This is a genomic window from Shinella yambaruensis (genome assembly GCF_050859155.1).
Classification (GTDB): domain Bacteria; phylum Pseudomonadota; class Alphaproteobacteria; order Rhizobiales; family Rhizobiaceae; genus Shinella; species Shinella yambaruensis.
The window spans coordinates 3,299,103-3,319,726 of record NZ_CP150638.1; the positions used below are offsets into that span (position 1 = coordinate 3,299,103).

The 20,624-nt window shown below is 61.2% G+C and carries 28 protein-coding genes and 1 tRNA gene; 24 read left to right on the forward strand and 5 right to left on the reverse strand.

Going from position 1 to position 20,624, the window contains the following annotated elements; all coding sequences use genetic code 11:
* Position 1 precedes the first annotated feature (1 nt).
* Complete coding sequence (locus WMC41_RS16160; protein WP_432344780.1) at positions 2 to 136, forward strand: hypothetical protein; 135 nt, start codon at positions 2 to 4, stop codon at positions 134 to 136.
* A complete protein-coding gene (locus WMC41_RS16165; protein WP_432344783.1) occupies positions 133 to 1,734 on the forward strand; it encodes a recombinase family protein in 1,602 nt (533 codons plus the stop codon). Before WMC41_RS16160 ends, WMC41_RS16165 begins: the two co-directional genes overlap by 4 nt.
* 74 nt (positions 1,735 to 1,808) lie before the next feature.
* Here WMC41_RS16165 and WMC41_RS16170 read toward each other — a convergent pair whose 3' ends face one another.
* Positions 1,809 to 2,945, reverse strand: coding sequence for a tyrosine-type recombinase/integrase (locus WMC41_RS16170; RefSeq protein ID WP_432344785.1), 1,137 nt, complete (start codon positions 2,943 to 2,945; stop codon positions 1,809 to 1,811).
* A gap of 315 nt (positions 2,946 to 3,260) precedes the next feature.
* On the opposite strand from WMC41_RS16170, the gene WMC41_RS16175 reads away from it, so the two are divergent.
* From WMC41_RS16175 to WMC41_RS16270, 20 genes are all read left to right on the forward strand, one after another.
* Complete coding sequence (locus WMC41_RS16175) at positions 3,261 to 3,485, forward strand: helix-turn-helix domain-containing protein (RefSeq protein ID WP_432344787.1); 225 nt, start codon at positions 3,261 to 3,263, stop codon at positions 3,483 to 3,485.
* Complete coding sequence (locus WMC41_RS16180; RefSeq protein ID WP_432344789.1) at positions 3,482 to 3,712, forward strand: hypothetical protein; 231 nt, start codon at positions 3,482 to 3,484, stop codon at positions 3,710 to 3,712. Before WMC41_RS16175 ends, WMC41_RS16180 begins: the two co-directional genes overlap by 4 nt.
* A complete protein-coding gene (locus WMC41_RS16185) occupies positions 3,712 to 3,960 on the forward strand; it encodes a hypothetical protein (RefSeq protein ID WP_432344790.1) in 249 nt (82 codons plus the stop codon). The genes WMC41_RS16180 and WMC41_RS16185 overlap by 1 nt, the downstream gene beginning before the upstream one ends.
* A gap of 296 nt (positions 3,961 to 4,256) precedes the next feature.
* Positions 4,257 to 4,505 carry a hypothetical protein gene (locus tag WMC41_RS16190; RefSeq protein WP_432344792.1) on the forward strand — a complete coding sequence of 83 codons (249 nt, stop codon included), beginning with the start codon at positions 4,257 to 4,259 and terminating at the stop codon, positions 4,503 to 4,505.
* A complete protein-coding gene (locus tag WMC41_RS16195; protein WP_432344794.1) occupies positions 4,480 to 6,060 on the forward strand; it encodes an AAA family ATPase in 1,581 nt (526 codons plus the stop codon). Before WMC41_RS16190 ends, WMC41_RS16195 begins: the two co-directional genes overlap by 26 nt.
* A gap of 409 nt (positions 6,061 to 6,469) precedes the next feature.
* Positions 6,470 to 7,264: a hypothetical protein gene (locus WMC41_RS16200; RefSeq protein WP_432344796.1), complete on the forward strand. Its 795-nt coding sequence runs from the start codon at positions 6,470 to 6,472 to the stop codon at positions 7,262 to 7,264.
* Between the two features lie 362 nt (positions 7,265 to 7,626).
* Complete coding sequence (locus tag WMC41_RS16205; protein ID WP_432344798.1) at positions 7,627 to 8,028, forward strand: hypothetical protein; 402 nt, start codon at positions 7,627 to 7,629, stop codon at positions 8,026 to 8,028.
* The gene (locus tag WMC41_RS16210) at positions 8,021 to 9,403 is read left to right on the forward strand and encodes a phage portal protein (RefSeq protein WP_432344800.1); all 1,383 of its coding nucleotides are present in this window, start codon (positions 8,021 to 8,023) and stop codon (positions 9,401 to 9,403) included. Before WMC41_RS16205 ends, WMC41_RS16210 begins: the two co-directional genes overlap by 8 nt.
* 15 nt (positions 9,404 to 9,418) lie before the next feature.
* A complete protein-coding gene (locus WMC41_RS16215; RefSeq protein ID WP_432344802.1) occupies positions 9,419 to 11,179 on the forward strand; it encodes a prohead protease/major capsid protein fusion protein in 1,761 nt (586 codons plus the stop codon).
* Between the two features lie 3 nt (positions 11,180 to 11,182).
* A complete protein-coding gene (locus tag WMC41_RS16220; protein ID WP_432344805.1) occupies positions 11,183 to 11,401 on the forward strand; it encodes a phage head-tail joining protein in 219 nt (72 codons plus the stop codon).
* A 1-nt stretch (position 11,402) separates the two neighbouring features.
* Positions 11,403 to 11,726 (forward strand): DUF2190 family protein, encoded by a 324-nt coding sequence (locus WMC41_RS16225; protein WP_432344806.1) that lies wholly within the window; start codon positions 11,403 to 11,405, stop codon positions 11,724 to 11,726.
* Complete coding sequence (locus WMC41_RS16230; RefSeq protein ID WP_432344808.1) at positions 11,723 to 12,091, forward strand: hypothetical protein; 369 nt, start codon at positions 11,723 to 11,725, stop codon at positions 12,089 to 12,091. Before WMC41_RS16225 ends, WMC41_RS16230 begins: the two co-directional genes overlap by 4 nt.
* Positions 12,088 to 12,336 carry a hypothetical protein gene (locus WMC41_RS16235; RefSeq protein ID WP_432344811.1) on the forward strand — a complete coding sequence of 83 codons (249 nt, stop codon included), beginning with the start codon at positions 12,088 to 12,090 and terminating at the stop codon, positions 12,334 to 12,336. Before WMC41_RS16230 ends, WMC41_RS16235 begins: the two co-directional genes overlap by 4 nt.
* Positions 12,333 to 12,608 carry a phage tail assembly protein gene (locus WMC41_RS16240; RefSeq protein WP_432344813.1) on the forward strand — a complete coding sequence of 92 codons (276 nt, stop codon included), beginning with the start codon at positions 12,333 to 12,335 and terminating at the stop codon, positions 12,606 to 12,608. Before WMC41_RS16235 ends, WMC41_RS16240 begins: the two co-directional genes overlap by 4 nt.
* A 123-nt stretch (positions 12,609 to 12,731) precedes the next feature.
* Positions 12,732 to 14,957, forward strand: a complete 2,226-nt coding sequence (locus WMC41_RS16245; protein ID WP_432344815.1) for a phage tail tape measure protein — start codon at positions 12,732 to 12,734, stop codon at positions 14,955 to 14,957.
* A 9-nt stretch (positions 14,958 to 14,966) separates the two neighbouring features.
* Complete coding sequence (locus WMC41_RS16250; RefSeq protein WP_432344817.1) at positions 14,967 to 15,533, forward strand: hypothetical protein; 567 nt, start codon at positions 14,967 to 14,969, stop codon at positions 15,531 to 15,533.
* A gap of 111 nt (positions 15,534 to 15,644) precedes the next feature.
* Positions 15,645 to 16,166: a hypothetical protein gene (locus tag WMC41_RS16255; protein ID WP_432344819.1), complete on the forward strand. Its 522-nt coding sequence runs from the start codon at positions 15,645 to 15,647 to the stop codon at positions 16,164 to 16,166.
* Positions 16,078 to 17,862 (forward strand): phage terminase large subunit family protein, encoded by a 1,785-nt coding sequence (locus WMC41_RS16260; RefSeq protein WP_432344821.1) that lies wholly within the window; start codon positions 16,078 to 16,080, stop codon positions 17,860 to 17,862. The genes WMC41_RS16255 and WMC41_RS16260 overlap by 89 nt, the downstream gene beginning before the upstream one ends.
* Complete coding sequence (locus tag WMC41_RS16265; RefSeq protein WP_432344823.1) at positions 17,859 to 18,284, forward strand: hypothetical protein; 426 nt, start codon at positions 17,859 to 17,861, stop codon at positions 18,282 to 18,284. Before WMC41_RS16260 ends, WMC41_RS16265 begins: the two co-directional genes overlap by 4 nt.
* The gene (locus tag WMC41_RS16270; protein WP_432344826.1) at positions 18,281 to 18,616 is read left to right on the forward strand and encodes a hypothetical protein; all 336 of its coding nucleotides are present in this window, start codon (positions 18,281 to 18,283) and stop codon (positions 18,614 to 18,616) included. Before WMC41_RS16265 ends, WMC41_RS16270 begins: the two co-directional genes overlap by 4 nt.
* Positions 18,617 to 18,642: 26 nt before the next feature.
* Here the strand turns inward: WMC41_RS16270 and WMC41_RS16275 are convergent, their stop codons facing one another.
* Positions 18,643 to 18,879, reverse strand: coding sequence for a hypothetical protein (locus WMC41_RS16275; RefSeq protein ID WP_432344829.1), 237 nt, complete (start codon positions 18,877 to 18,879; stop codon positions 18,643 to 18,645).
* Positions 18,880 to 18,935: 56 nt separating this feature from the next.
* On the opposite strand from WMC41_RS16275, the gene WMC41_RS16280 reads away from it, so the two are divergent.
* Positions 18,936 to 19,181, forward strand: a complete 246-nt coding sequence (locus WMC41_RS16280; RefSeq protein ID WP_432344831.1) for a hypothetical protein — start codon at positions 18,936 to 18,938, stop codon at positions 19,179 to 19,181.
* 187 nt (positions 19,182 to 19,368) lie between these two features.
* Here the strand turns inward: WMC41_RS16280 and WMC41_RS16285 are convergent, their stop codons facing one another.
* Entirely contained in the window at positions 19,369 to 19,722 is a 354-nt protein-coding gene (locus WMC41_RS16285) for a hypothetical protein (protein ID WP_432344834.1), read from the reverse strand.
* On the reverse strand, positions 19,719 to 19,928 hold the full coding sequence (locus tag WMC41_RS16290; RefSeq protein WP_432344836.1) for a hypothetical protein: 210 nt from the start codon (positions 19,926 to 19,928) through the stop codon (positions 19,719 to 19,721). Before WMC41_RS16290 ends, WMC41_RS16285 begins: the two co-directional genes overlap by 4 nt.
* Positions 19,929 to 20,033: 105 nt before the next feature.
* Here WMC41_RS16290 and WMC41_RS16295 point away from each other — a divergent pair, with 105 nt between their 5' ends.
* Positions 20,034 to 20,282: a helix-turn-helix domain-containing protein gene (locus tag WMC41_RS16295; RefSeq protein ID WP_432344838.1), complete on the forward strand. Its 249-nt coding sequence runs from the start codon at positions 20,034 to 20,036 to the stop codon at positions 20,280 to 20,282.
* A gap of 143 nt (positions 20,283 to 20,425) precedes the next feature.
* On the opposite strand, the gene WMC41_RS16300 is transcribed toward WMC41_RS16295, so the two are convergent.
* Positions 20,426 to 20,502: transfer RNA gene (locus tag WMC41_RS16300), tRNA-Met, on the reverse strand.
* Between the last annotated feature and the right edge of the window lie 122 nt (positions 20,503 to 20,624).

Consider the following 20,624-nt stretch of genomic DNA (forward strand, 5'->3'; position numbering starts at 1 on the left):
CATGACCGACACAAACCCGCTGATCGAACTCGTCAAGGCGCTTGCCAGGCGCAGGGCGCGCCTTGACGCCATTCCGCCCTCCCCGGCTAATCAGAACGACACCAAGCCCTCTGATAAGTCCGTGAGTGAGAAATGAAGCGCGCCGCGATCTATGCCCGGTACTCGACCGATCTTCAGAATGATCAGTCGGTCGAGGATCAATTCCGCCTCTGCAAAGCCCACGCCGGCCGGATCGGCGCCGAGGTGGTGGCGGAATTCTCCGATCGGGCCAAGTCCGGCGCCTCGATGTTCGGCCGGCCCAGCCTCTCCGCCCTCATGCAGGCCGCCGAGCGCGGCGAGTTCGATATCCTGATATCGGAAGCCCCCGACCGCATTTCGCGCGACATCGCCGATCTGGCGCACATCCACAAGACCCTAAAATTTCGGGGGATTGAGATGAACTGCGTCAACGGCGGCGTGATGGACACCGTGTCGATCGGCATGCATGGCGTCATCGGGCAGATGCAGAGGGAGGAAGGCGCAAAGAAGGTCCGACGCGGCATGGTCGGCGTGGTGCGCTCTGGCCGGAATGCCGGAGGCAAGGCCTACGGCTACCGCCCCGTGGCGGGGCAGAAGGGCGAACTGGAGATTGTCGAGGAGGAGGCCGCCGTGGTGCGCCGGATCTTCGAAATGTATGCCGGCGGCATCGGGCCGAGGATCATCGCTGGCGCACTCAACGACGATGGAGTGCCACCGCCGCGCGGGACACGCTGGAACGCGTCCACGATCAACGGGAACGACAAGCGGGGGTATGGCATCCTCCGCAATCCGCTTTATGTCGGGAAAATGGTCTGGAACCGCGTCCAGATGGTCAAGGACCCGACGACGGGCCGGCGCGTGTCGCGCGTGAACGACGACAGCGTCGTCGAGACCATGGACGCCCCTCACCTCCGCATCATCGAGGACAGCCTGTTTGAGGAGGCTCGGGCACGGAAGGAAGCCGTCGGCGGAAAGCACGCCAGAACGGCACCGAAGAACAAGCGCCTGCTGTCTGGTCTTCTCAAGTGCGCCGAGTGTGGCGGAGGCCTGTCGATCGTCGGCGCTGATCGCAGCGGGCCGCGTGTCGTCTGCAGCACGCACAAGGAATCCCGCAGCTGCTCGAACAATGCCCGGTACTACGTCGAGAAGATCGAGCGGGACGTGATCAACCGCCTGCGCGAGATGTTCGCCGACACCAGCGTCATCGACGCATACGTGAAGGAATACGAGCGCGAATCGAAGCGCATTGCCGTCGAGCGGAAGAACAGCCGGGCATCGCGCGAGGCCGCGCTGGCAGACGTGCAGGCGCGTATCGCCCGCGTCCTGGATCAGGTCTCGCGCGGAACGATCGAAGACGGCGAGATCCCGATCATGATGGCGCCGCTGCGGGCTGAAAGGGAGAGGCTGAAAGGGGAATTGGCTGCGGCCGAGCCGGTATCGAACATTATCGAGTTGAGGCCCAAGGCCGTCGACAAGTTCCGGGAGGATATCGAAGCGCTCGCGGATATCCTGAAGAACCGGGGCGCGGAGCCCACGCCAGAACTGGCGATAAGGTTCAGGGAGGTGGTTTCAAGCGTGACGGTTTATCCACGCCTGCCCCGTGAGGAATATCGCTATGAAATCAAGGGATGGCTGACCGCGATAGCCGGACCGGAGCTGTCGGCTGTTCTAGTGGTAGCGGAGGAGGGATTCGAACCCCCGACACAAGGATTATGATTCCTTATTTATTCGTTGTTTTTGTTGTGTAATTTGACGCTCGTGTTGCAATGTGTTGCATGTAGTGGGTTGTACTACGCGGAAATAAGTCGTTCCTCAATAGCCTTTGCGGCTGCGGAATCGTCGTCGCGAGCTTCGAAAAGGTATCCGTACCGGTCGAACGTTTGCTGAATGCTGGCGTGTCCCATGAGCACCTGAATGCGTTTCGCCGTCACGCCCTGATCGATCCACATAGCGGCGGCTGCGTGCCGGAGCGCGTGCAGGGAATACTTCGCGTCCAGCACCGGATTGCCGTCCTCGTCCTTAGCGCCCGTCGATACTGTAACCCCGGCCTCAACCTGGATTGGCCAGAAGACTCGATTGAGAAGGTTGGCGTGCGACTCCACGTTGCCTGCGCCGTTCGGGAATACGAGATCCAGCTCACCTTTCGGACAGACCTCTTTCCAGGCGCGCAAGATGGAGATGACCATTGGGCCGCAGGGGACCGTTCGAGTCCCAGCTTCCGACTTAGGCACGCCGAGTTTGTTGTAAGGGTCCGCGCGCCGCAAGACGTGCAGCACGCCACCATCTAGATCGATGTCCGACCACTGGAGCCCGCGTAGCTCTGAAGCCCGCAGGCCCGTGAAGGCGGCGGTATAGATGAATGGCTTGTGCTTCTCTGGCGTGGCCTTAAGGATCGCTCGCAACTCCGCCATCGTCGGCATTTCCGGCCGCCCTTTATCTCGCTTCGGCATTCGGACCTTTACAGCCGAGACGGGATTTTGTGCCGCCAGCCCGCGCCTTTGTGCTTCCGTAAAGATGGACGAAACCGACCCTAAGACCTTCTTGACCATCGCTCGGGAAAGGGTTTTCGCCAGTTCATCCGCGAAGCTCTGAACCCATGGCACCGTTGCGGCTGAAAGCTTTACCGCGCCAATGCGCGGCACAATGTGGATGTCTCGGTGCTGTCGATAGGAGGCGATCGTCGAAGCCTCGAGCTTCTCATTCTCGGCCCGCTCTATCCAAAGGTCAGCAGCCTTGGAAATCGTGATGGACTGGCTATCAGCCACATGGACGCCCGCCCTCACCTCACCCCGCGCTGTGAGGAGGAAATCATCGGCTTCCTTGCGTTTGGCAAACTGCTTCGAGCGACGCTTGCCTGCGCCGTCCCGGTAGTCCGCCTGCCATACAATCTTGCCTGATGGTAGTTCGCGTTTTCGTACTGTAGCCATGCAGCACTGATACCCGACAAAAGGAATATTTGCAACACGCTACAAATTATTCCCAGAGGGGTTGACAAATTTGTAAAACGGTACTATAGTAGCCAAGTCGAGACGAATTATGTGGGCTCGATGGCGGACTGGTATCCGCCGCAGGTGCGCTGATAGGTAAGTCGCACCGCGACAGCTAGGTCCCCCAGAGGGACGGCGCCGTGAATGGCGTGTTGCAACTCAACCCGGCCAGTCGTGCCGGCTACCAAAATCCGAAGCACCCATCAGAGTCAAATTGCGCCCGGAGTCCATCTGGGCTTTGCATGAGGAGGATCCATGCACGCGCACACGCCTGCGAATGACAATATTGCCGCCGACATTTTGAAAGGCGCCGAAGAAATCGCTGAGTACCTCGGCGAAGACGTCCGCGCGATCTTCTACGCCATAAAAAAGGGACGCATCCCGCACTTCCGAGTAGGGCAGAACATCCGCGCCAGGAAGAGCACGCTGACCGCATGGATTGCTGAGCAGGAATTGGCCGCTCGGAGGGCCAGCGCATGACCATAGCGATCGACAAGATGATGAGCGAACTGGCAGTGAAGATGCTTCGTGGCGAGGACATCTCGGATGACATCGCCAAGGCTTTTGCCAGCCTTTCCCCGATCGAAAAAAGGATGTTGGCTGTTGAAGGGCTGACACACGCCATCGAAGCGGTGGCGCAAGATGACCCAGACATGGAAATTTTCCAAAACGGTGACGGAAAAACCTGCATTCGGAGGGCGGCGTAATGGGAGAGGTTATTCAGGCCGACGTCGACGCAGCGCAGGCTGCGATGGACGAACTGAACGATCGGGCATGGAGGGAACTCGGCTACGAACGTCTGCCCACAGATGCGCCTGACGCGTGGCAGTCACATCCGACTTATGACAAGTATGAGCACTGGCAACTCGACAACGAGTATCGGCGCAAGCGCCAGACTCTCGAATGGGCACAACAAGGCATCCGCCTAGTCGCCCCTCGCCCACGCGGCTCCTGATCGCCCGCTTCGAAGCTGAGATGCTCTCGGATCATAAGACCCGAGAGCGGCATCAGTCAGGATCCAAAAAGATATCTTAGGGAAAGCATTAGGGTTTCGACAATAAGCCTCGCCGCTGCATTCTAAAATATTCTTTTATACATACCGTTACTCCTTGTTTTCTTGTTATTGGTATTCAGAAACCGAATACATTTGTAGAATATCAAGGCATGGAGATGAATGTCACTATTTTTTTGTAGTGGCTCAAGAAAAATTATCCGCCGACGCATGCCGGCGGGCAACACTATGGGGAATCAATGAACATCATCTCAATCAGACCCGCTCCGCCAGGGAGCGGGAAGCTTGTCGCACGCCTCGACGTCCAGCTAGACGGCTTGCGACTTTATAATCTCTCGCTGAAACAGACCGGCTGCGGGCCGCGCGTCTTTGCGCCGTCCGCTTTCGGTAGTGCCGTCGCCACCTTCACGCATGAAATCAATGCCGCGCTGGTCGCGCTGGCCATGGGAGAGCTTGACCGAAATGGCATCGATCTTAAAGCAGCTTGAGACCAACATCGACGAACTGCGGGGAATGTCCGCCCCACTCGCCACCAACGCAGACAGCCGCGAGAAACTCGTCTTCGGAGTTTATGACCGTCTGCTCGACCACGGCCACGCCGTGGTGAACGTGGTTTTGGCGCCCGCCCTACCTGACGGCTCGCCTGACTTCGGGCATGCCGACCCCACGAATCTCGAGGCGCTGCCGGACGATATCTGGCCGGACAAGCCGCAGGACGCAGAGCGCGTGAGCATTCTCGTCGATCAGATTGACGGCTGCTCCCCGGAAACCTCGATGCTGCTGTTCTTTACTGACTTCGGCGACCCCGTCTTGGAGCAGATCGCGGGCCCGGAAGCCGACGGCGACATCGCAATGCGGATCGTCGGTCGCGACATCGGCGCACGGCCACCGGAAAGCGCACCCACGCCATTGTCGCAATCGATGGCCAAGCTGCGGGAAGAACTCTTCCAGCCCGTCGCTGCCAATGACAACGTTGCGCCTGCTGCGAAGAAGCTGTTCACGGTCATCAGCCCGGCTGATTTTGCGGACGCGCCGGTTCCGTCGCGCAAGTGGTATATCGAAGAACTCATTCCGGCTCGAAATGTGACGCTACTCTCCGGGGATGGCGGTACGGGGAAATCGCTGGTCGCCTTACAGATTGCGGTCGCCGGTTGCCTCGGCGCCGAGACGCTAGGGCTCGCGCCTGCGTTCGGTCGCACGTTGGTACTGGCGGCCGAAGACGAGTGGGACGAACTGCACCGACGGCTTGATGACATCTGTGTAGCACAAGGGACGACCCTAGCGGCCCTCCGCGGTATGCGCGTCATACCAGCCGCAGGCCAGGATGCCGAACTCGTCAGGGCAGACGCCAAAGGCCGGATACAGTTCACCAACAAGATGGAGGCGCTCGTCGACGAAATCGTCGATTTCCGGCCGTCTCTGGTGGTGCTGGACACCTCTGCAGACCTCTTTGGCGGCAACGAGATTGACCGCAATCAAGTGCGGTTCTTCATCTCGGCCTTACGTGGTCTCGCAATGGAACTCGACTGCACTTTCCTCCTGCTGTCGCACCCGTCCGTAGCTGGCATGCAGACGGGCACGGGCATATCCGGCTCAACCGCTTGGAACAACTCAGTGCGCAGCCGGCTCTACCTCACGGCCGACAAGGAGGATGACGACGCCCGCGTGATGAAGGGAATGAAGGCAAATTACGGGCGCAAGGGCGGCGAGATCCGCATGCGGTGGCAGGGCGGCATATTCGTCCTTGACGACGGGCGGCCTGCTGCGGGCTCCGTATTGCTAGCGGCGCGTGCCGAGCGGGTATTCGTCGAAACCCTCGCGAAGCTCTTCCAGCAGGGACAGAGGCTCAGCCCGTCACCTTCCGCGACCTATGCGGTGAAGATAATTGCGGCTCATCCCGATGCCAAGGGCTTATCGAAGAAGGAACTGGTTGCGGCTCAACAGCGATTGCTCGACTCCGGGAGCGTGCGGATTGTTGAGGAGGGCTCGCCGTCACGACGGACGAAGCACCTTATAGTGGTCGACGACCAGCCTTCAGACTAGGGGTACAGACTACCTACAGACTACCTACAGACCCCTTCAGACTGGGGGTGCTCACACACCCCCTTATACCCCCTGAGAGTGCGAAGGGGTTCGCACCCGCCCTTGGTGGGCGGTGCACCCCTCCACACTTTAAAAGGAGAAAGCATGACCCACGCCGCCCTACACGCACTCGCCGACCGCCTCGAACGGCTGACGAGGTCATGCCAGCACGACCTCGTCGACCGGCTGGCACGGCCGCCACCGTCCAGCGTCACGCCACCATCCGCGGGGCGCGGCCCCTACACTATTTCCTTCAAAATAGCAATACCCCTCTTGACAAATTTGTAAAAAGAATCTATACTGTGAAAATCGGCGTTGAGCGCGCCGATTCCCGCACACATCAGATCTCTCTAATCACGAGGTGACGGCCTTGGATTCAGAACTTCCGGTATTCGACCGGCGCGACGCGCTGCCTGCAATTATCGACGAGGGCGACTGGGCGCCCGCTCGAACCAGAATAAAGACACGGGGCGTGTCGGTGCGAATGCCAGGCGATCCACCGCCTGCGCATTGGTGGGCGCTTGAGCCGGACGGGCAGAAGGAAGAGTGGATGCGGCGGTGGATCCGCAACGGCGCGGCCTGGTATTCCTCGCAGTGGACCTCCGGACAGGAAGCGAACGACAATGAAGACTGGCCGCTCCAAAAACTCTTGCGGACGGAGAAGAACGAACACTGCCTGGATATCGCCATCCGCTATCGGGAGCTTCATGACATGGCGCACATGCCAACCGCGCTCATAGGGCGTGAGCCGGAAGACCTCTATGAAGTGCAAAACCGTGACAAGCAAGGCCGCTGGAAGGGACCGAAGACAGTCAATAACAAGCGCGTCAATCCCGCCATTCCTCCGCAACGGGCCGTAGCCTCAACGGAAGAAACCAAGAAGCGGGCCGCTCCGGTACCTAAGAAGTGGAACGGCGACTGGCCAATCCTTGCCGCCATTGATGCCAAGCTGGAACTTGCAGTGGTTCGTGCCAAGCTGGCATATGTGCCGGCAATCCTAGATGCCTTTGAATGGTCAGTCGTCGACGGAGAAACGCTCGAGGAGATAGGCCGCCGCCTAGGCGCAGGAAGCAAGGGCGCAAAGGGTGAAGCCCGTGCACGCATCTTTGATGGCTTCGGAATCCTTGACCGATATTGGGGCCGCCAAGATCGGGCGGCCGCATAGGGTACCCCATTTCCCAACGCCAAAAGGTATATATGTCAGAGGGCCGCATCGCCGCGGCCCTTTCGCATTTCGGGATGGCCGTCACCGTCCTGAATAGTGGGCGGCCGCGCGTGGTCGCTCACTCCCAATTCCAATCGCGCCGTCGCCTTCATCCTTCGGCGCGGTCTCCGCGTCGAGCGCTCTCCAGCGCTCCGCGGCAAGTTTCCTATTGCGGCCGCCCAGCATCGGCCGCGATCGGCCCGACGCGTCGCGCTCCATCGGCGGCGTCGGGCACCCATCCAGTCGCGGGCTTCGGCCTGCGGCTTTTTTGTGCCGCCTTCAAATTCACGCCTGCCTATCAATCACCGCCAATGAGGTAACAAATGCCCCATACCGATCTTCCGACCTCAGAAATGGGGCGTTACATCACCTTTCACGAAATCTCAAGCACGACCCAGACGCCCGCGCCCACGGTAATGTCGTGGCACCGATATCTGCGCGCGGTGGGCCTGAATCTTGGCGCCAAGTTCAAGGGCGTCTGGAATTTCTCGCCGCATGAGTTTTTCCAGCTGAACCTGGCCGGCGCTCTGTCCCGCGCGGGATTCCCTGTCGACATTGAGGTGCTTCGCCAGCTTGTGGATGCGACCCGCAGCCCTGGTCGTCCGGAAAAGCCGATCTTCATCAAGACGGCCAGCACCTTCGCCATTGTGGCCGTGGATGCACCGGCCGTCTGGGATGCGGCTGCGCACATGCTGGAAAGGGCGGAGGCGAATTCAGATGCTTAATCGCCTCAAGAACTGGCTGTCCGGCAAGCGCAGCTACCAGGCGGCCGGCGGTGGTCGTCGTGGTGCCAGCATGCAGGCCATGCCCGCCCCGCTCATTTCCGCCTATACCGCACGCGGCCCGATCGCTTCCCGTGCTCGGTTTGCCGTAGGCAACAACCCGCTTGCGCAAGGGGCGGTACAGGCGTGGGTAACGCAGGCAATCGGCACGGGTATCAAGGCGTCGAGCAGGCATCCGGACAAGCCCGTCAAGGAAACGCTCAATGCGCGTTTCATGGCGTGGACCGATGAAGCCGACGACGAAGCCCGCACCGATTGGTTCGGCATCCAAGGCGCCTTATTCCAGTCTATGGTCGTGGCCGGCGAAGGCCTCGCTCTCATGCTCAACACGTCTGCCGGCCTGCGTATTCGCGTGCTCGACCCGGAACAGCTTGACGCCGCCTATAGCGCCACGCTCGCCAACGGTGCTCGGATCGTCCAAGGGGTCGAGTTCAACGCCGACGGGCAGCGTGTTGCGTACCACATCTTCAACCATGCCATTGGCACGGAGACTTCGCTCTTCCGTGAACGCAAGCGCATTCCGGCCGAAGATGTCATTCATGTCTATCGACAAGACTGGCCGGGCCAGTGCCGCGGTCTCTCATGGTACGCTCCGATCATGGTCCGGCTCGCTGATCTTGACAAATGGCGGGACGCGCAGCTAGCGCGCCAGGGCGTGGCAGCCATGCTCGCCGGCTTCGTCACGACGCCGAACGGCAGCGGCGAGCCCTTCGATGGCGAGCAGCAGGGCGCCACGCTGATCGGCGGCCTCGAGCCGGGAACCCTGAAGTTCCTCGATCCTGGTCAGGATGTGCGTTTTTCCGAGCCGGCCAAGATCGGGGCGGAAGTCGTTGACTTCGCCGTGACCTGCGAACGCGATATCGCCACGGGTATGGGTCTTCCCGCGCACGCCTTCGGCGACGTCACCAAGGCGAATTACTCGAGCCTCAAACAGGCAGCCACCGCGTTCCGAGCCCGCGTCGAGCAGGTTCAATGGCGGATTTTCATACCGCAGGTATGCGTTCCGGTCTGGCGCCGATGGGCCACGCTAGAGGTGCTGTCTGGCCGTATCAGCACCACGGTCGACAAGGCTATGCCGGTCAAACACAACACGCCGCTTTGGCCGGATCTAGAGCCGGTGAAGGCCGTGACGGCGCAGACCATGGAACTCGACGCCGGCCTGACCACGCGCACCGCGCTGCTTGCGGCACGGGGCGAAGACATCGAACAGATCGATGCCGAACTTGCCGAAGAACAGGCGCGGGCAAAAGCGCTCGGCCTTGTCTTCAACAGGCCTCAGCCAGGCAACGACAACGAACCGGCCGCTGAGGCCGACTAATCTTTCGGAGACATCATGACTGATACAACCGGCCCGTTGACGCGGGCTGCGCCTCTGCGCGCGTCTACATGGGACGCGGAAACACTGACCTTCGATCTTGTTCTCAGCGCCGGAGCTGCCGTCGAGCGTGGCGGTTTCGACGAGGTTCTGGATCTCTCCGGCGCCACATGGCCCGCCACGATTCCGCTCTTGGCTGACCATCGTGGCGACCTCGATAACGTCCTCGGCGACGTCAGTAACATCAGGCGTGAAGGCGACCAGATCGTCGGGACGGCTCACCTCTCCAAGCACTCAGAGAAAGCGAAGCGCATCGCGGCCGAGCTTTCCGATGGTCGCTCGTTCTCCGGCTCCATCGGCTACAAAGTCGACAAATGGGCCGAGACAAAAACCGCAGGGAAGCGAACGCTTACCGCGAAAACATGGCGGATCTTCGAGGCCAGCTTGGTCTCCATCCCCGCCGACCCCGCCTCCAAAATCAGGGAACTACCAATGACCGAATCCACCACCACGCCGGCTCCGGCCGCCATGACCCGCGCCCAGATCAACACCGAGATCCGCAGCATTGCGAAGACGGCTGGCCTTGACGCAGCCTGGGTCGACAAGCACGTCGACGCCGACGACGTCAACCTCGATGCCGTCCGTCAGGACGCCTTCGCTGCCATGCAGGCTCGCACGTCGACCACGTCGAGCGTCCGCACTATCTCCATCGGCCAGGACCACACGGACCCCGTCGAGATCCGCTCGGCGATGGCCGACGCACTGGCGCATCGCCTGGCACCGAACGCCGTCAAGCTTGAGGGCCGCGCCACCGAATTCCGCAGCCACCGCCTGCTCGATATGGCCGGCGACCTTGCCGTTGCCCGTGGCGAGCGTGTCAACCTTCGCGACACCGAAGGTCTGTTGCAGCGCGCAGTTGGCGCCCATAGCACCAGCGACTTCCCCGAACTCGTCTCGGCGGCCGCGAACAAGGCCCTGCTTGCACAGTACGCCATCGCAGCACCGACTTATAGGAAGTGGGCCGCACGAAAGCCCTTCGCTGATTTCAAAGAACATTCGTTCCTTCGCGTGGGTGATGTGCCCAAGTTCAAGGAGATCGTCGAGGGCGGCGAAACGAAGTATGGGGCCCTGTCTTCCAGCGCCGAAAAGGTCTCTGCGAAGGAGTACGGCACAGGCATCGCACTCGGACGTCGCCTGCTCATCAATGACGATCTCTCGGCACTGTCCGACTTCTCCAGCGGCATCGCTATCCGTGCGGCCAATGATGAGAACGCGCTCGCGTACGGCGTGCTGAAGTCGAACCCGACGATGGCGGACGGCAACGCTCTTTTCTCGGTCGCGCACGGCAACCTTCCGACCGCAGCCGCATTCGGCGCCACGACAATCGCCGCGATGGTGAAGGCACTCCGCGGCCAGACCAGCCTCGACGGCATGAGGCTGAACCTTCAGCCTGGTATGCTCGTCGTCGGCGTTGATCTTGAAGTCGCCGCCCGCACGCTGCTGACTGCAATCCAGGCGACGAAGACCAGCGACGTCAACCCGTGGGCGAACTTCGCCGAACTTGTCGTGGATTCGGAGCTTGGCGCGACCGAACATTATTTGTTCACGTCGCCGGCAGCCGCCCCGACCGTTGTCTACGGGTATGTCGGTGGTGCCGAAGGCCCGCAGATCCGCAGCGAACGGGATTTTGACACTCTCGCTCTCAAGATTGCCGCAAACCTGGACTTCGCGGTCGGCGCCATCGACCACCGAGGCGCTGTGAAGCAGGTAGGCGCCTAAGAAATGGATGAGCTCATCGCTCAGAGGGCGGCCCTGGTGGCCGCCCGATCCTCCGGCCACCTCGAAGTAGAATTCAATTCCGGCGGCACCCGGCATCGAATGATCTATCGCAGCATGGCCGACATCATAGCGGCAATCGCCGCCATCGACCGTGACATTGCCGCTCTGAGCGGTACGCGGCCGCGCACCTTCCTTCCTACTTTCAAGACGGGATTCGAATAAAATGAAATCGTTCATTCAGACCGGCGACTACCTCGAAGTAACCGCCCCTTATGACGTAACCAGCGGCTCCGGCGTCCTGGTCGGCAAGCTCTTTGGCATCGCCGCCACGACCGTGGCCTCCGGCGGCAAGGTCAACATCCTCCGTCGTGGCGTCTTCGACCACGCCAAGACCTCGGCGCAGGCATGGACCCAGGGCGCGGATCTTTACTGGGACGACAGCGCGAAGGTCTTCACGACCGTGTCCACGTCGAACACCCTTGTGGCGAAGGCCGCGGAAATCGCAGCCAATCCCTCGGGCACCGGTCGCGTAGTCCTGAACGGATGACCGTGGACTGGCAAGCAGCAAAGGCGGCCGCCATCGCGGCCGTCCACTCCGCCTTTGCGGAACCGGTGCGCCACAGCCCTCTGAAGAACGGCACGGCCGACCCATCGCGCCCGCTGACCGACCTCACGGCCATCCTGCATTCGCCCTCGGTCGACGGGTCGATCTCACTCGGAAACGGGATGATCACCACCGTCTCAGCCAGCGCGCACGCCTTGGTCATCAATCGCTCTGCATATCCATCAATCGCGCTGCGGTCGAAGGACAAGGTGCGCGCCACGTCTCGGCCCGGCCAGCCCTGGTTTGAGATTTCCAAAATCTCTGACCGGCACAGCGGCATCATCATCGTGGAGCTTACAGAAGCATGACCCAAGAACCCACCTGGCACCTCGAGGCTATCGAGGATGACAACGGCGCCATCCTCGAAGCCCTCCTGGACTTCCCCGACTCGGCTGTCGAAATCTCGGTGGCTGCGCCGGACATCATCGCCGCCGTGAACCGCTTCGGCGACCTGATTAATGGCTGGCGAAAGTACCTCCCCGAACCCGATCCGGAGGCCGTCGTCTACGATACGGCCACGATTGCACGCCTTCTCAAAGGAGAATCCGCATGAACGACGAAACCGTAACCTTCGCACTCTCCAAGCCCGTCGAGCACGGCGGCACGACCTACACCACGCTGACCCTTCGCGAAGCTCTGGCCGGTGATCTAGCCGCTGCAGACGCTGTGACCGGCGACATGAACAAGAGCTTCGCCATCATCGCCAGCCTCGCCGAGGTGCCCATCCAGGTCATCAAGAAAATCCGCGCTCGCGACCTCGGCCCGCTGATGGCGCAGGTGGCCCCCCTCTTGGGGGAGCCGGCAGCGGCGGCTGGACCGACATAATCTCGGTCGTCGCCTCCGAGCTTTCAACGCCTGTTCCGGTGGTCGAGTCATGGCCACCGGAAAAGGCAATCCGTTACTTCGGCGCGGCCGAAAAGCTGATCAAAGCAAAATCGGGAGCAGCCGATGGCGGTCCGTGAATCAAAACTCATTGTCAGTTTGCTGGACAAGCTGACCGGTCCATCGCGGGCGATCTCGTCCGCGATGGGTCGCATGAACGCCCTGGCCGCCACGAACGCCGCTCGACTCGATGCGGTCCGCGGCCAGATGATGGACGCGGTCGGTGCTGGTTATGCACTCTATAGGGGCCTGGCCGCGCCCGTAAATGCGGCCATCCAGTTCGAATCGGCGATGGCGGACGTCAGGAAGGTGGTCGACTTTCCGACGCCTGAAGCCTTCCAAAAGATGGGCGCCGACATCCGTGGCATGGCGCTCGAAATCCCGATTGCAGCCGACGGCCTGGCGCAGATCGTGGCGGCCGCCGGTCAGTCTGGCATCGCGACCAACGAACTCACGAAATTCGCCGAGATGGCCGCGAAGGTTGGTGTCGCATGGGACATCAGCGCTGGCGAGGCCGGCGAGTCGATGGCCAAGCTGAAGACCGCTCTGGGCCGATCGGTGGAAGACACCGGCCTGCTCGCCGATGCCATCAACCACCTCGGGAACAACAGCGCAGCCAGCGCACCGCAGATCTTGGACGTCGTCAAGCGCGTCGCCCCGATGGCAAGCCAATTCGGCATGACGGCCGAGCAGGTTGCCGCCCTCGGCGCGGCGATGACCGGTTCGGGTTTCGGCAGCGAAGTGGCGGCGACTTCAATCATGAATATGGGCCGCGCCCTCACGAAAGGCGGCTCTGCCACCGACCGGCAGGTCGCGGCATTCAAGAAGCTCGGGCTTTCGGCGAAGACCGTCGCGAAGACGATGCAGAAAGACGCCGTCGGGACGCTGCAGGACGTCCTGGCTCGCATCAACAAGCTGCCGGCTGAGACCCGCGCCGCAGCCATCTCCGACCTTTTCGGCGACGAAGCGCGCGCCCTCGGCCCGCTGATCAGCAACGGAAAGTTGCTGGCGGACACCCTCGCGCTGATCTCCGACGAATCGAAGTATGCAGGTAGCGCGGCGAAGGAATACACGGTTGCCAGCAAGCGGACCGCGAACGCTCTTCAGCTGTTCAAGAACCGTGTGAATGATCTTGGAATCAGCGTTGGCGATGCCTTGCTGCCGGCCCTCAACGCTATCCTGGAGAAGGTCGGCCCGATCGTTACCGACGTCTCGGAACTCGCCAGACGCTTCCCGGTGGCAACGCAGGCCATTGTTGGTATCACGAGCGCCTTTATTGCTCTCCGCGTCGCAGTGACCGCCCTTCGCTTCGCCGGCCTCTTCGCGTTCGGCTCGGTCCTGTCTGCTGGCATCGGCGCACTTGGCGGCGCTTCGGCCATCCTGACTGGCGTGTCGGGCGGCCTCACCGCGCTAGGCGCCGCAATCGCGACTGTCTCGGCGCCGGCGCTCTTCGCCATAGGGCTCGCGGTCGGTGCGGTGGGTGCGGCCGGTGCATGGCTCTACCGCAACTGGGATAGAGTCAGCAGTACCGTAATCGGTGTTGCGCGTGCGCTTGGGGACGAACTCAAGCCGGTTATCGACTTCCTTCAACCCGTCATTGACCCCTTCGCCCAATCGTTCAGCGCCCTCGGCGATGCGGCGCAATGGGCGTGGCAGCAGGTCAGAGAATTGTCGACGTGGTTCGGCTCATTGTTCCAGCGAGACGACCTGACGCGCCAACATGAGCTGATGCTGGAGGATTCGGCATACAGCACGACGCGGAAGATCATCGAGGCATTCAAGGCCGTGAATTCCGCCATGTTCCAGGCGGGCATGGATATGATCCAATCGGTCATCGATGGCGTCACGGCCAAGGCTACGGAACTCCTTAATTGGTTCCGGGATCTGCCCAGTAAGATCCGCGAGGCCGTCGGCCGGATCGACCTGTCGGGCATCATCAGTTGGCCCAATCTCAACCCGTTTGGCGGCGGCTCATCCGAGCCGGCAGTCGACGGTGCGCGAGCCAAGGGCGGGCCGGTCGGCGCAGGTAAAACGTACCTGGTTGGCGAGAAAGGCCCCGAGCTATTCAGCCCTGGCCGCTCCGGTGTCATTAGCCCGCACGCGGCCTATCGAGCCGCTTCGGCAGGTGCGGCGACCTCCAGCACAGCGACCACGCGCGAAGTGCATGTGCATGTCAACGTACCGGCCATCAACGTCTCCGGCGTGCAGGATCCGCGCACCGCCGCACAGATGACCGTGGCCGAACTCGGCGGGGCGATCAAGTCCGCCGTCGAAGCGGCCGATACGGATTAAGGAGCAAGCATGGCCATCAGCATCAAATGGGCGGACAAGCATCTAATGCAGTTCGCCAAGGACATCGATCGTCTCAGCCGCGAATTCCCGAAAGTCCTGCCACGCATCGTCAACCAGGTGGGCGACAAGGCTAAGACGCAGGTCATCCGCACGCTGACCAAGCAGACGGGCTTGGACCGTCGGGTTATCGTGGCGGCCATAGGCGATCCACGTCGCGCCCACGGTGGTAAGCTCTCATACGACATGATCACCCGTGGCGGTAACATCAGGGTGAAATACCTCAATGCCAAGGAGACCGAAGACGGTGTGGTCGCCAAACCATTCGGTCGGACGGCCACCTATGAGGGCGCGTTCATGAAGGGCGGGGTATTCCCCAACCGTACTGACGTGCCGCAGTTCGGGGGCCATGCCTTCTACCGCCTCAATCCAAGGGGCACCAAGATCACGTTCGTTCGATCGGGCGTCGTCATCCCTGATGAGATGACCACAGGTGCCACGGGTGCAGCCTTCGACAAGATCGCAGCGCCTCTCCTTCAAGAACGTGTCGACAAGGCCATCACCAAACTGTTGCGCTGATGTAACACCTATCCCCTTGCCAACGGGTCCTCCCCAGCGGCGGGGGGAGCGGGTGGGCGCGAGTGCCGAAAACCGCCATCCGCCGCAACACCTAAGGGGGTTCCGCCGCCAATGTCCGAAAACAACGTCAGCGCCAAGGCGCTCGGCGAATGGCTCGACACGTCCGAAAGGACCGTCCGCGAGTTGGCCGAAAGGGGCATCGCCGTCCGCGTTGGCCGGGGGCGCTATGACCTGCGGCAGTCCGTCATCAACCATGTCAGACACCTCCGCGAAGTCTCCGCCGGCCGCGGCGGAGAGAAGCAAATCCTTGATCTGACGGCCGAGCGCGCCCGCCTGGCGAAGGAACAAGCCGATGGTCAGGAACTCAAAAACGCGCAGTTGCGCGGCGAGCTCCTACACGTCGATGAGGTGGTTGCCAACTGGTCCGACATCTACCGCCGCTTCACCGCCCGACTGGTCGCCGTCAGCGACCGTATCACGGCCCGCATGTCAGTTCCTGCCGAGATCGCGCAGGAATTTGACCGCGAAATTCGAGAAAGCTTAAATGAGCTCGCCGACATTGAGGAAGGCTCGCCGACTGGCCGCAGCCAGCCTCCGGCCGCCGATGAAGTTGAGGCTGAGCCAGTGGGCTGAGCAGAACATCCGGCTTCCCGCCGGCACTGCTGTCCCAGGCCCGCTGCGCCTTTACGCCTACCAGCGTGGCATCGCCGACGCCATCACCGACCCGCAATACGAAAAGGTGTCGATCCTGAAGTCCGCACGCATTGGGTACAGTATGCTGCTGTCCGTCGCGATTGCGAACTTCGTGGTCAATGACCCGGCAAACGTTCTGTCGGTCTTCCCGACCGACGAGGCGGCAAGCCGGTTTGTTGTCTCCGACCTCGAGCCGATGTTCGCGGCTTCCCCCTCTCTTCGGAACGCATTCCACGCCGACAAGAGCCGGAAGAGTCGCAACCGCATCCTGGCGAAGCGTTTCCCAGGCGGCGAACTGCGTGCCGTTTCTGCCATTCCACGCCATTTGGACGCGCATACCAGCCGCATCGTCATCGCCGACGAAGCGGACCGCATGGAGCCCACCATCGAAGGCTCGCCGCTCGCTCTCGCGGAAAAGCGAACCCTGACCTTCCGGAATAGGAAGATTCTTGTCGGTTCGACGCCGAGGTTCACCCAGACCAGCTTCGTTATCGCCGCCTACAACGAGTCGGACCGTCGCGTGTACGAAGTGCCTTGCCCTGGCTGCGGAGACCACTGCGAAATCGAGTGGAAGGACATCAAGTGGCCGCCCGGGGAGCCGCACAAAGCGTTCTGGTGCACCCCATGCTGCGGTACGGTCGTCGAGGAGGATCAGAAGCTAGACCTCGTCGAGAAGGGCCGCTGGCGCTCAACCCGGCCGGAAGTCATCGGGCATGCCGGCTTCAAGGTCAACGCGCTGATCAGCCCTCTGCCCCAGGCCACATGGGCGAAGATTGCCACCGAATTCTTGCGGTGCGGCAAGGACCCGACCTTGCTGCAGGCGTTCTTTAACACGATCATCGGTGAAGGATGGGATGCCGCCCAAGGCGAAGGCGTTGACGAAACAGCGCTGTTCAACAGTCGCGAAGGCTTCGGCCTCGACGCCATTCCGGAAGACGTGCTCGCCATCGTTTGCGGCGTGGATGTGCAGCACGATCGTCTCGAGGTGACGCTGGTCGGATATGACCGGCACGGCGTCGCCTACGTCCTGGCGCACCAGATCATCTATGGCCGATGGGATGACAACGAGACGTGGGCCGACCTCGACGCGCTCCTTAAGACCCGTTGGAAACACCCGCTAGGCGGCTCCATAGGCGTCGATGCGGCCTGTGTTGACAGCTCAGACGGCACGACCATGGACCGCGTCTATGACTTCTGCTTTCCGCGGTATCGCCGAAAGGTCATGGCGATCAAGGGCCGCGCCGGGAACGTGCCGTGGATCGTTGCGCACGCGCAGCGCAAGCGCGCCGGCACGCTCTGGCAGGTCGGCGTCGACGGCATCAAGGGCGCCCTTTTCGAGCGCCTGAAAGCCGGCGGGTTCTATCGCTTCTCCGAAGACCTGGACCTCGAATTCTTTGAGCAGCTTAACGGCGAGCGCCTCGTCGAAAAGCGGAAGATGGGCGTCAAGGTGCTGGAGTTCGTGCCGGTCGCAGGGCGGCGCCATGAGGTGCTCGACTGCGTTGTCTATGCCATGGCCGCGCACAAGACCCTCAACATCAACTGGGATCAGCGAGCCTCCGAGCTCCGGCAAGAACCGCAGGCCACCCCAAGGCCGCGGGTGATTGAATCTGACTGGATAAAAGGAATGACAGGATGAAAATTGAACTGAAGAACTTCAAGCTCAACGGTGAGAAAGTCGGCTACGTCGCGCACTTCGACGTTCTACTAGACGATATAGTAATGGTGCGCGACCTGACACTGCAGCGGCCCGAAAAGTTTCCGGACGAAGCTTGGCTGCTCCTGCCGGCACTGGCGCGGGATGACCGTCGCTCGGCTTGGTTCGAAAACGACTTGCGCGCGGCTATAGGGCAGCGCGCTGCAGCGGCGTTCAGTGCTGTGACCGGTATTGATCTTGAATACGTAGCGCCGCGCCGTGGACGGCTGACCGAGGAGGAGGCCGTCGAGGAAGCGAAGAAGCCGGCCGGGAAGCCCAAGGCGGTCATCTCCAACTGGCTGGACCGGCATGAACCGGATGACGCTGGCCTGAAGCGTACAATCCGCATGGGAGAAGCAGCATGATGGTGGCGATCAAATCCATGGGCCTGACCCGCGGTGCCCTCCGCCAGGACGGTATGCGCATGCTGGCGGCATTCACCGCGACCATCGGCCCGATCGAACTGCATCACTGCACCATCATGCAGAAGCCGGACGGCCACCTTTCCGTCGGCACGCCGTTCGTCAAAGTGGCGAGGAAGAACGTATACGCGATCCGCGTGACCGACCGCGAGATATGGGACGAGCTCGTGCGGGTGGCGCTCGCCGAGTACCGCAAGCTGGTGGACGCGGAAACGGATGTGCCGCGCGTGCTGTGTGCCGGCGAGATGGAAGTGCTTGAGCGCGCGGGGATTTAGGATGGCCATCCCTGCCGCTGTACTGTCTATGCGTCTTCTGGGGGATCCGCGAAGTCGTAGATGCTGTCTATCTGATATTCCTCGGAGGGCTCTTCCTTTTTCACCTGCTTTAGGATGGAAATCGCGGCATCTAACTTTATCAGTTGATCGATGCGTTTTTCAGAGGCTGTCCTTGTTAGATAGTTGATTACGCTCCGACGTTCTTTAATAAGCGTCTGCAGCGCAGCTTCGGCGTCTTTCCGCGGGCTTATCGTTCGTGCCATTTCTACCTCTTCGTTTAAGTCGCGCCATCATCTCACCGCACGGCGTGGTTGTCGAGATGGGTGTCCCCAATTTCGGGGAGACCACTGAGCGCAATTTTGCGCCGAGTGAAATCAAGGGGATAGCACTGGGCTTGATTTTAAGCCGAGCGTTTTCAAGGGGATGGCGGCGGCCGACGCAAAATTGCGTTGGTCAAAACCGCAGCATGTTGCGGATTTTCCAAAGTTTTGAATTTGCAAAATTTGGGATTTCGCCGCCCCGCACCAAACGAAAAAACCGCCCGCCGGGTGAGGCGAGCGGCTGAGCCGGCGGGCGTTCCAGGGTTTGCGCATGGCGATCGGCCGGCTAATACCGTATGGGAGCGCCCCGTCTGATGTGGGCGACGGTGGTGATGGGCGCTCCCCGGTGTTCGAATAAAAGGCCGGGGCAGCTAAAGAGCGCCACCGGCAAAGGCCAGCCGGACAATGCGGCGAACGGCTGGCAGGAAACTTCTAGGCTGCTTCGGCTAGATCATCTTCCAATTCGACCACGGCGAGGGCTGCCATGTGCCTTCCCGCGGCCGCCCTCATCATGCCGGCGATCATCTCGAACCAAGCCGCGCCGCCTGAGATGTTTTCGATCAGATCAAAGCCGGCATCGGGTGTCGCTCGGTATCGGTCGACCATGGCGTCCTTGGTCTGGAACATCGATTTGTATGCAAAGTACGCGTAGACGAACGGCCCGTTGTTGGCGGCTTCAGTCAGGTTGGCCGGTGTCATCTCGGCCTCCATGCCCGGCACCCATGGCTGGAACTCGGTCGACGCCAGTTCGTGGAGCGTGGTGAGGGTTTCAGCGTCGTGGGTCATGCCGCCACCTGCATCTGCTCGGTGGCCTGAAGGCCGTCTTCCATGACGTGGCGCGTGCCGGGCTCACCGGCCAGCTGCACTGCGTACATCGCCCGGCCGGTTGCCGTTCTTAATCTGCGGGTGACCGTAGCCTGGAAGCCGCGGAGGCGGACATCCTGGCCGACGTGGAACTCAAACGGTCTTAATCTGGGTGCGGCAAGGGTCATGGCTGGTCTCCTCGTGTTGCGTTTGGGATGTGCATTTGTTACAACACGATGCAAAATACATTGTTTTGCGGATAAGTCAATACCTTTTGCGTAGGACGATGCAAAATGTCTATCTCTGCCGCTCAAAGCCGCGCCGCACGCGCACTCCTCAACTGGTCCCAGCAGCGCCTATGTGATGCCGCCGGTGTTGGCCGTGCCACTCTTACCAACTTCGAGGCGGAGAAATCCGTGCCTTATGAAAGGACACTTAGGGACGTTCGCGCCGCCCTGGAGGAAGCAGGAATCATCTTCATTGAAGAGGGAGAAGTGGCGACGGGTTCGGGCGTGCTGCTTCGGGATCAGCCGAGCGCGTGATTCCCGTGTTGCAGATGTGTTGCACGGAGTGATTTGCAGCACATGGTAACGCCTTGATTTTGCTGGACCCATGCTGCAACACGTTGCAACATCACGGGCGACGCTACCAAACCTCTAAATCGTTGATTTTGTTGAGGATTTTCTGGTAGCGGAGGAGGGATTCGAACCCCCGACACAAGGATTATGATTCCTCTGCTCTAACCTACTGAGCTACTCCGCCGCCCGAAAGAGGAACAGAACGATGTCCGTTGCCGTCCGGTGCGCGGCTTATAGGGTGCTGTTCCCGCGGGTGTCAAGCGGCGTTCGCACAAAAATCGCTTTGTCCGCAAAGGCCTTGGCGGA

Coding starts and splice junctions, on each gene's coding strand:
- WMC41_RS16225 (WP_432344806.1), top strand. CDS start 11,403: ATGAAATCGTTCATTCAGACCGGCGACTACCTCGAAGTAACCGCCCCT.
- WMC41_RS16250 (WP_432344817.1), top strand. CDS start 14,967: ATGGCCATCAGCATCAAATGGGCGGACAAGCATCTAATGCAGTTCGCC.
- WMC41_RS16210 (WP_432344800.1), top strand. CDS start 8,021: ATGCTTAATCGCCTCAAGAACTGGCTGTCCGGCAAGCGCAGCTACCAG.
- WMC41_RS16245 (WP_432344815.1), top strand. CDS start 12,732: ATGGCGGTCCGTGAATCAAAACTCATTGTCAGTTTGCTGGACAAGCTG.
- WMC41_RS16190 (WP_432344792.1), top strand. CDS start 4,257: ATGAACATCATCTCAATCAGACCCGCTCCGCCAGGGAGCGGGAAGCTT.
- WMC41_RS16295 (WP_432344838.1), top strand. CDS start 20,034: ATGTCTATCTCTGCCGCTCAAAGCCGCGCCGCACGCGCACTCCTCAAC.
- WMC41_RS16165 (WP_432344783.1), top strand. CDS start 133: ATGAAGCGCGCCGCGATCTATGCCCGGTACTCGACCGATCTTCAGAAT.
- WMC41_RS16185 (WP_432344790.1), top strand. CDS start 3,712: ATGGGAGAGGTTATTCAGGCCGACGTCGACGCAGCGCAGGCTGCGATG.
- WMC41_RS16220 (WP_432344805.1), top strand. CDS start 11,183: ATGGATGAGCTCATCGCTCAGAGGGCGGCCCTGGTGGCCGCCCGATCC.
- WMC41_RS16160 (WP_432344780.1), top strand. CDS start 2: ATGACCGACACAAACCCGCTGATCGAACTCGTCAAGGCGCTTGCCAGG.
- WMC41_RS16195 (WP_432344794.1), top strand. CDS start 4,480: ATGGCATCGATCTTAAAGCAGCTTGAGACCAACATCGACGAACTGCGG.
- WMC41_RS16240 (WP_432344813.1), top strand. CDS start 12,333: ATGAACGACGAAACCGTAACCTTCGCACTCTCCAAGCCCGTCGAGCAC.
- WMC41_RS16180 (WP_432344789.1), top strand. CDS start 3,482: ATGACCATAGCGATCGACAAGATGATGAGCGAACTGGCAGTGAAGATG.
- WMC41_RS16235 (WP_432344811.1), top strand. CDS start 12,088: ATGACCCAAGAACCCACCTGGCACCTCGAGGCTATCGAGGATGACAAC.
- WMC41_RS16285 (WP_432344834.1), bottom strand. CDS start 19,722: ATGACCCACGACGCTGAAACCCTCACCACGCTCCACGAACTGGCGTCG.
- WMC41_RS16265 (WP_432344823.1), top strand. CDS start 17,859: ATGAAAATTGAACTGAAGAACTTCAAGCTCAACGGTGAGAAAGTCGGC.
- WMC41_RS16275 (WP_432344829.1), bottom strand. CDS start 18,879: ATGGCACGAACGATAAGCCCGCGGAAAGACGCCGAAGCTGCGCTGCAG.
- WMC41_RS16280 (WP_432344831.1), top strand. CDS start 18,936: ATGGGTGTCCCCAATTTCGGGGAGACCACTGAGCGCAATTTTGCGCCG.
- WMC41_RS16255 (WP_432344819.1), top strand. CDS start 15,645: ATGTCCGAAAACAACGTCAGCGCCAAGGCGCTCGGCGAATGGCTCGAC.
- WMC41_RS16260 (WP_432344821.1), top strand. CDS start 16,078: ATGAGCTCGCCGACATTGAGGAAGGCTCGCCGACTGGCCGCAGCCAGC.
- WMC41_RS16170 (WP_432344785.1), bottom strand. CDS start 2,945: ATGGCTACAGTACGAAAACGCGAACTACCATCAGGCAAGATTGTATGG.
- WMC41_RS16175 (WP_432344787.1), top strand. CDS start 3,261: ATGCACGCGCACACGCCTGCGAATGACAATATTGCCGCCGACATTTTG.
- WMC41_RS16270 (WP_432344826.1), top strand. CDS start 18,281: ATGATGGTGGCGATCAAATCCATGGGCCTGACCCGCGGTGCCCTCCGC.
- WMC41_RS16215 (WP_432344802.1), top strand. CDS start 9,419: ATGACTGATACAACCGGCCCGTTGACGCGGGCTGCGCCTCTGCGCGCG.
- WMC41_RS16290 (WP_432344836.1), bottom strand. CDS start 19,928: ATGACCCTTGCCGCACCCAGATTAAGACCGTTTGAGTTCCACGTCGGC.
- WMC41_RS16230 (WP_432344808.1), top strand. CDS start 11,723: ATGACCGTGGACTGGCAAGCAGCAAAGGCGGCCGCCATCGCGGCCGTC.
- WMC41_RS16205 (WP_432344798.1), top strand. CDS start 7,627: ATGCCCCATACCGATCTTCCGACCTCAGAAATGGGGCGTTACATCACC.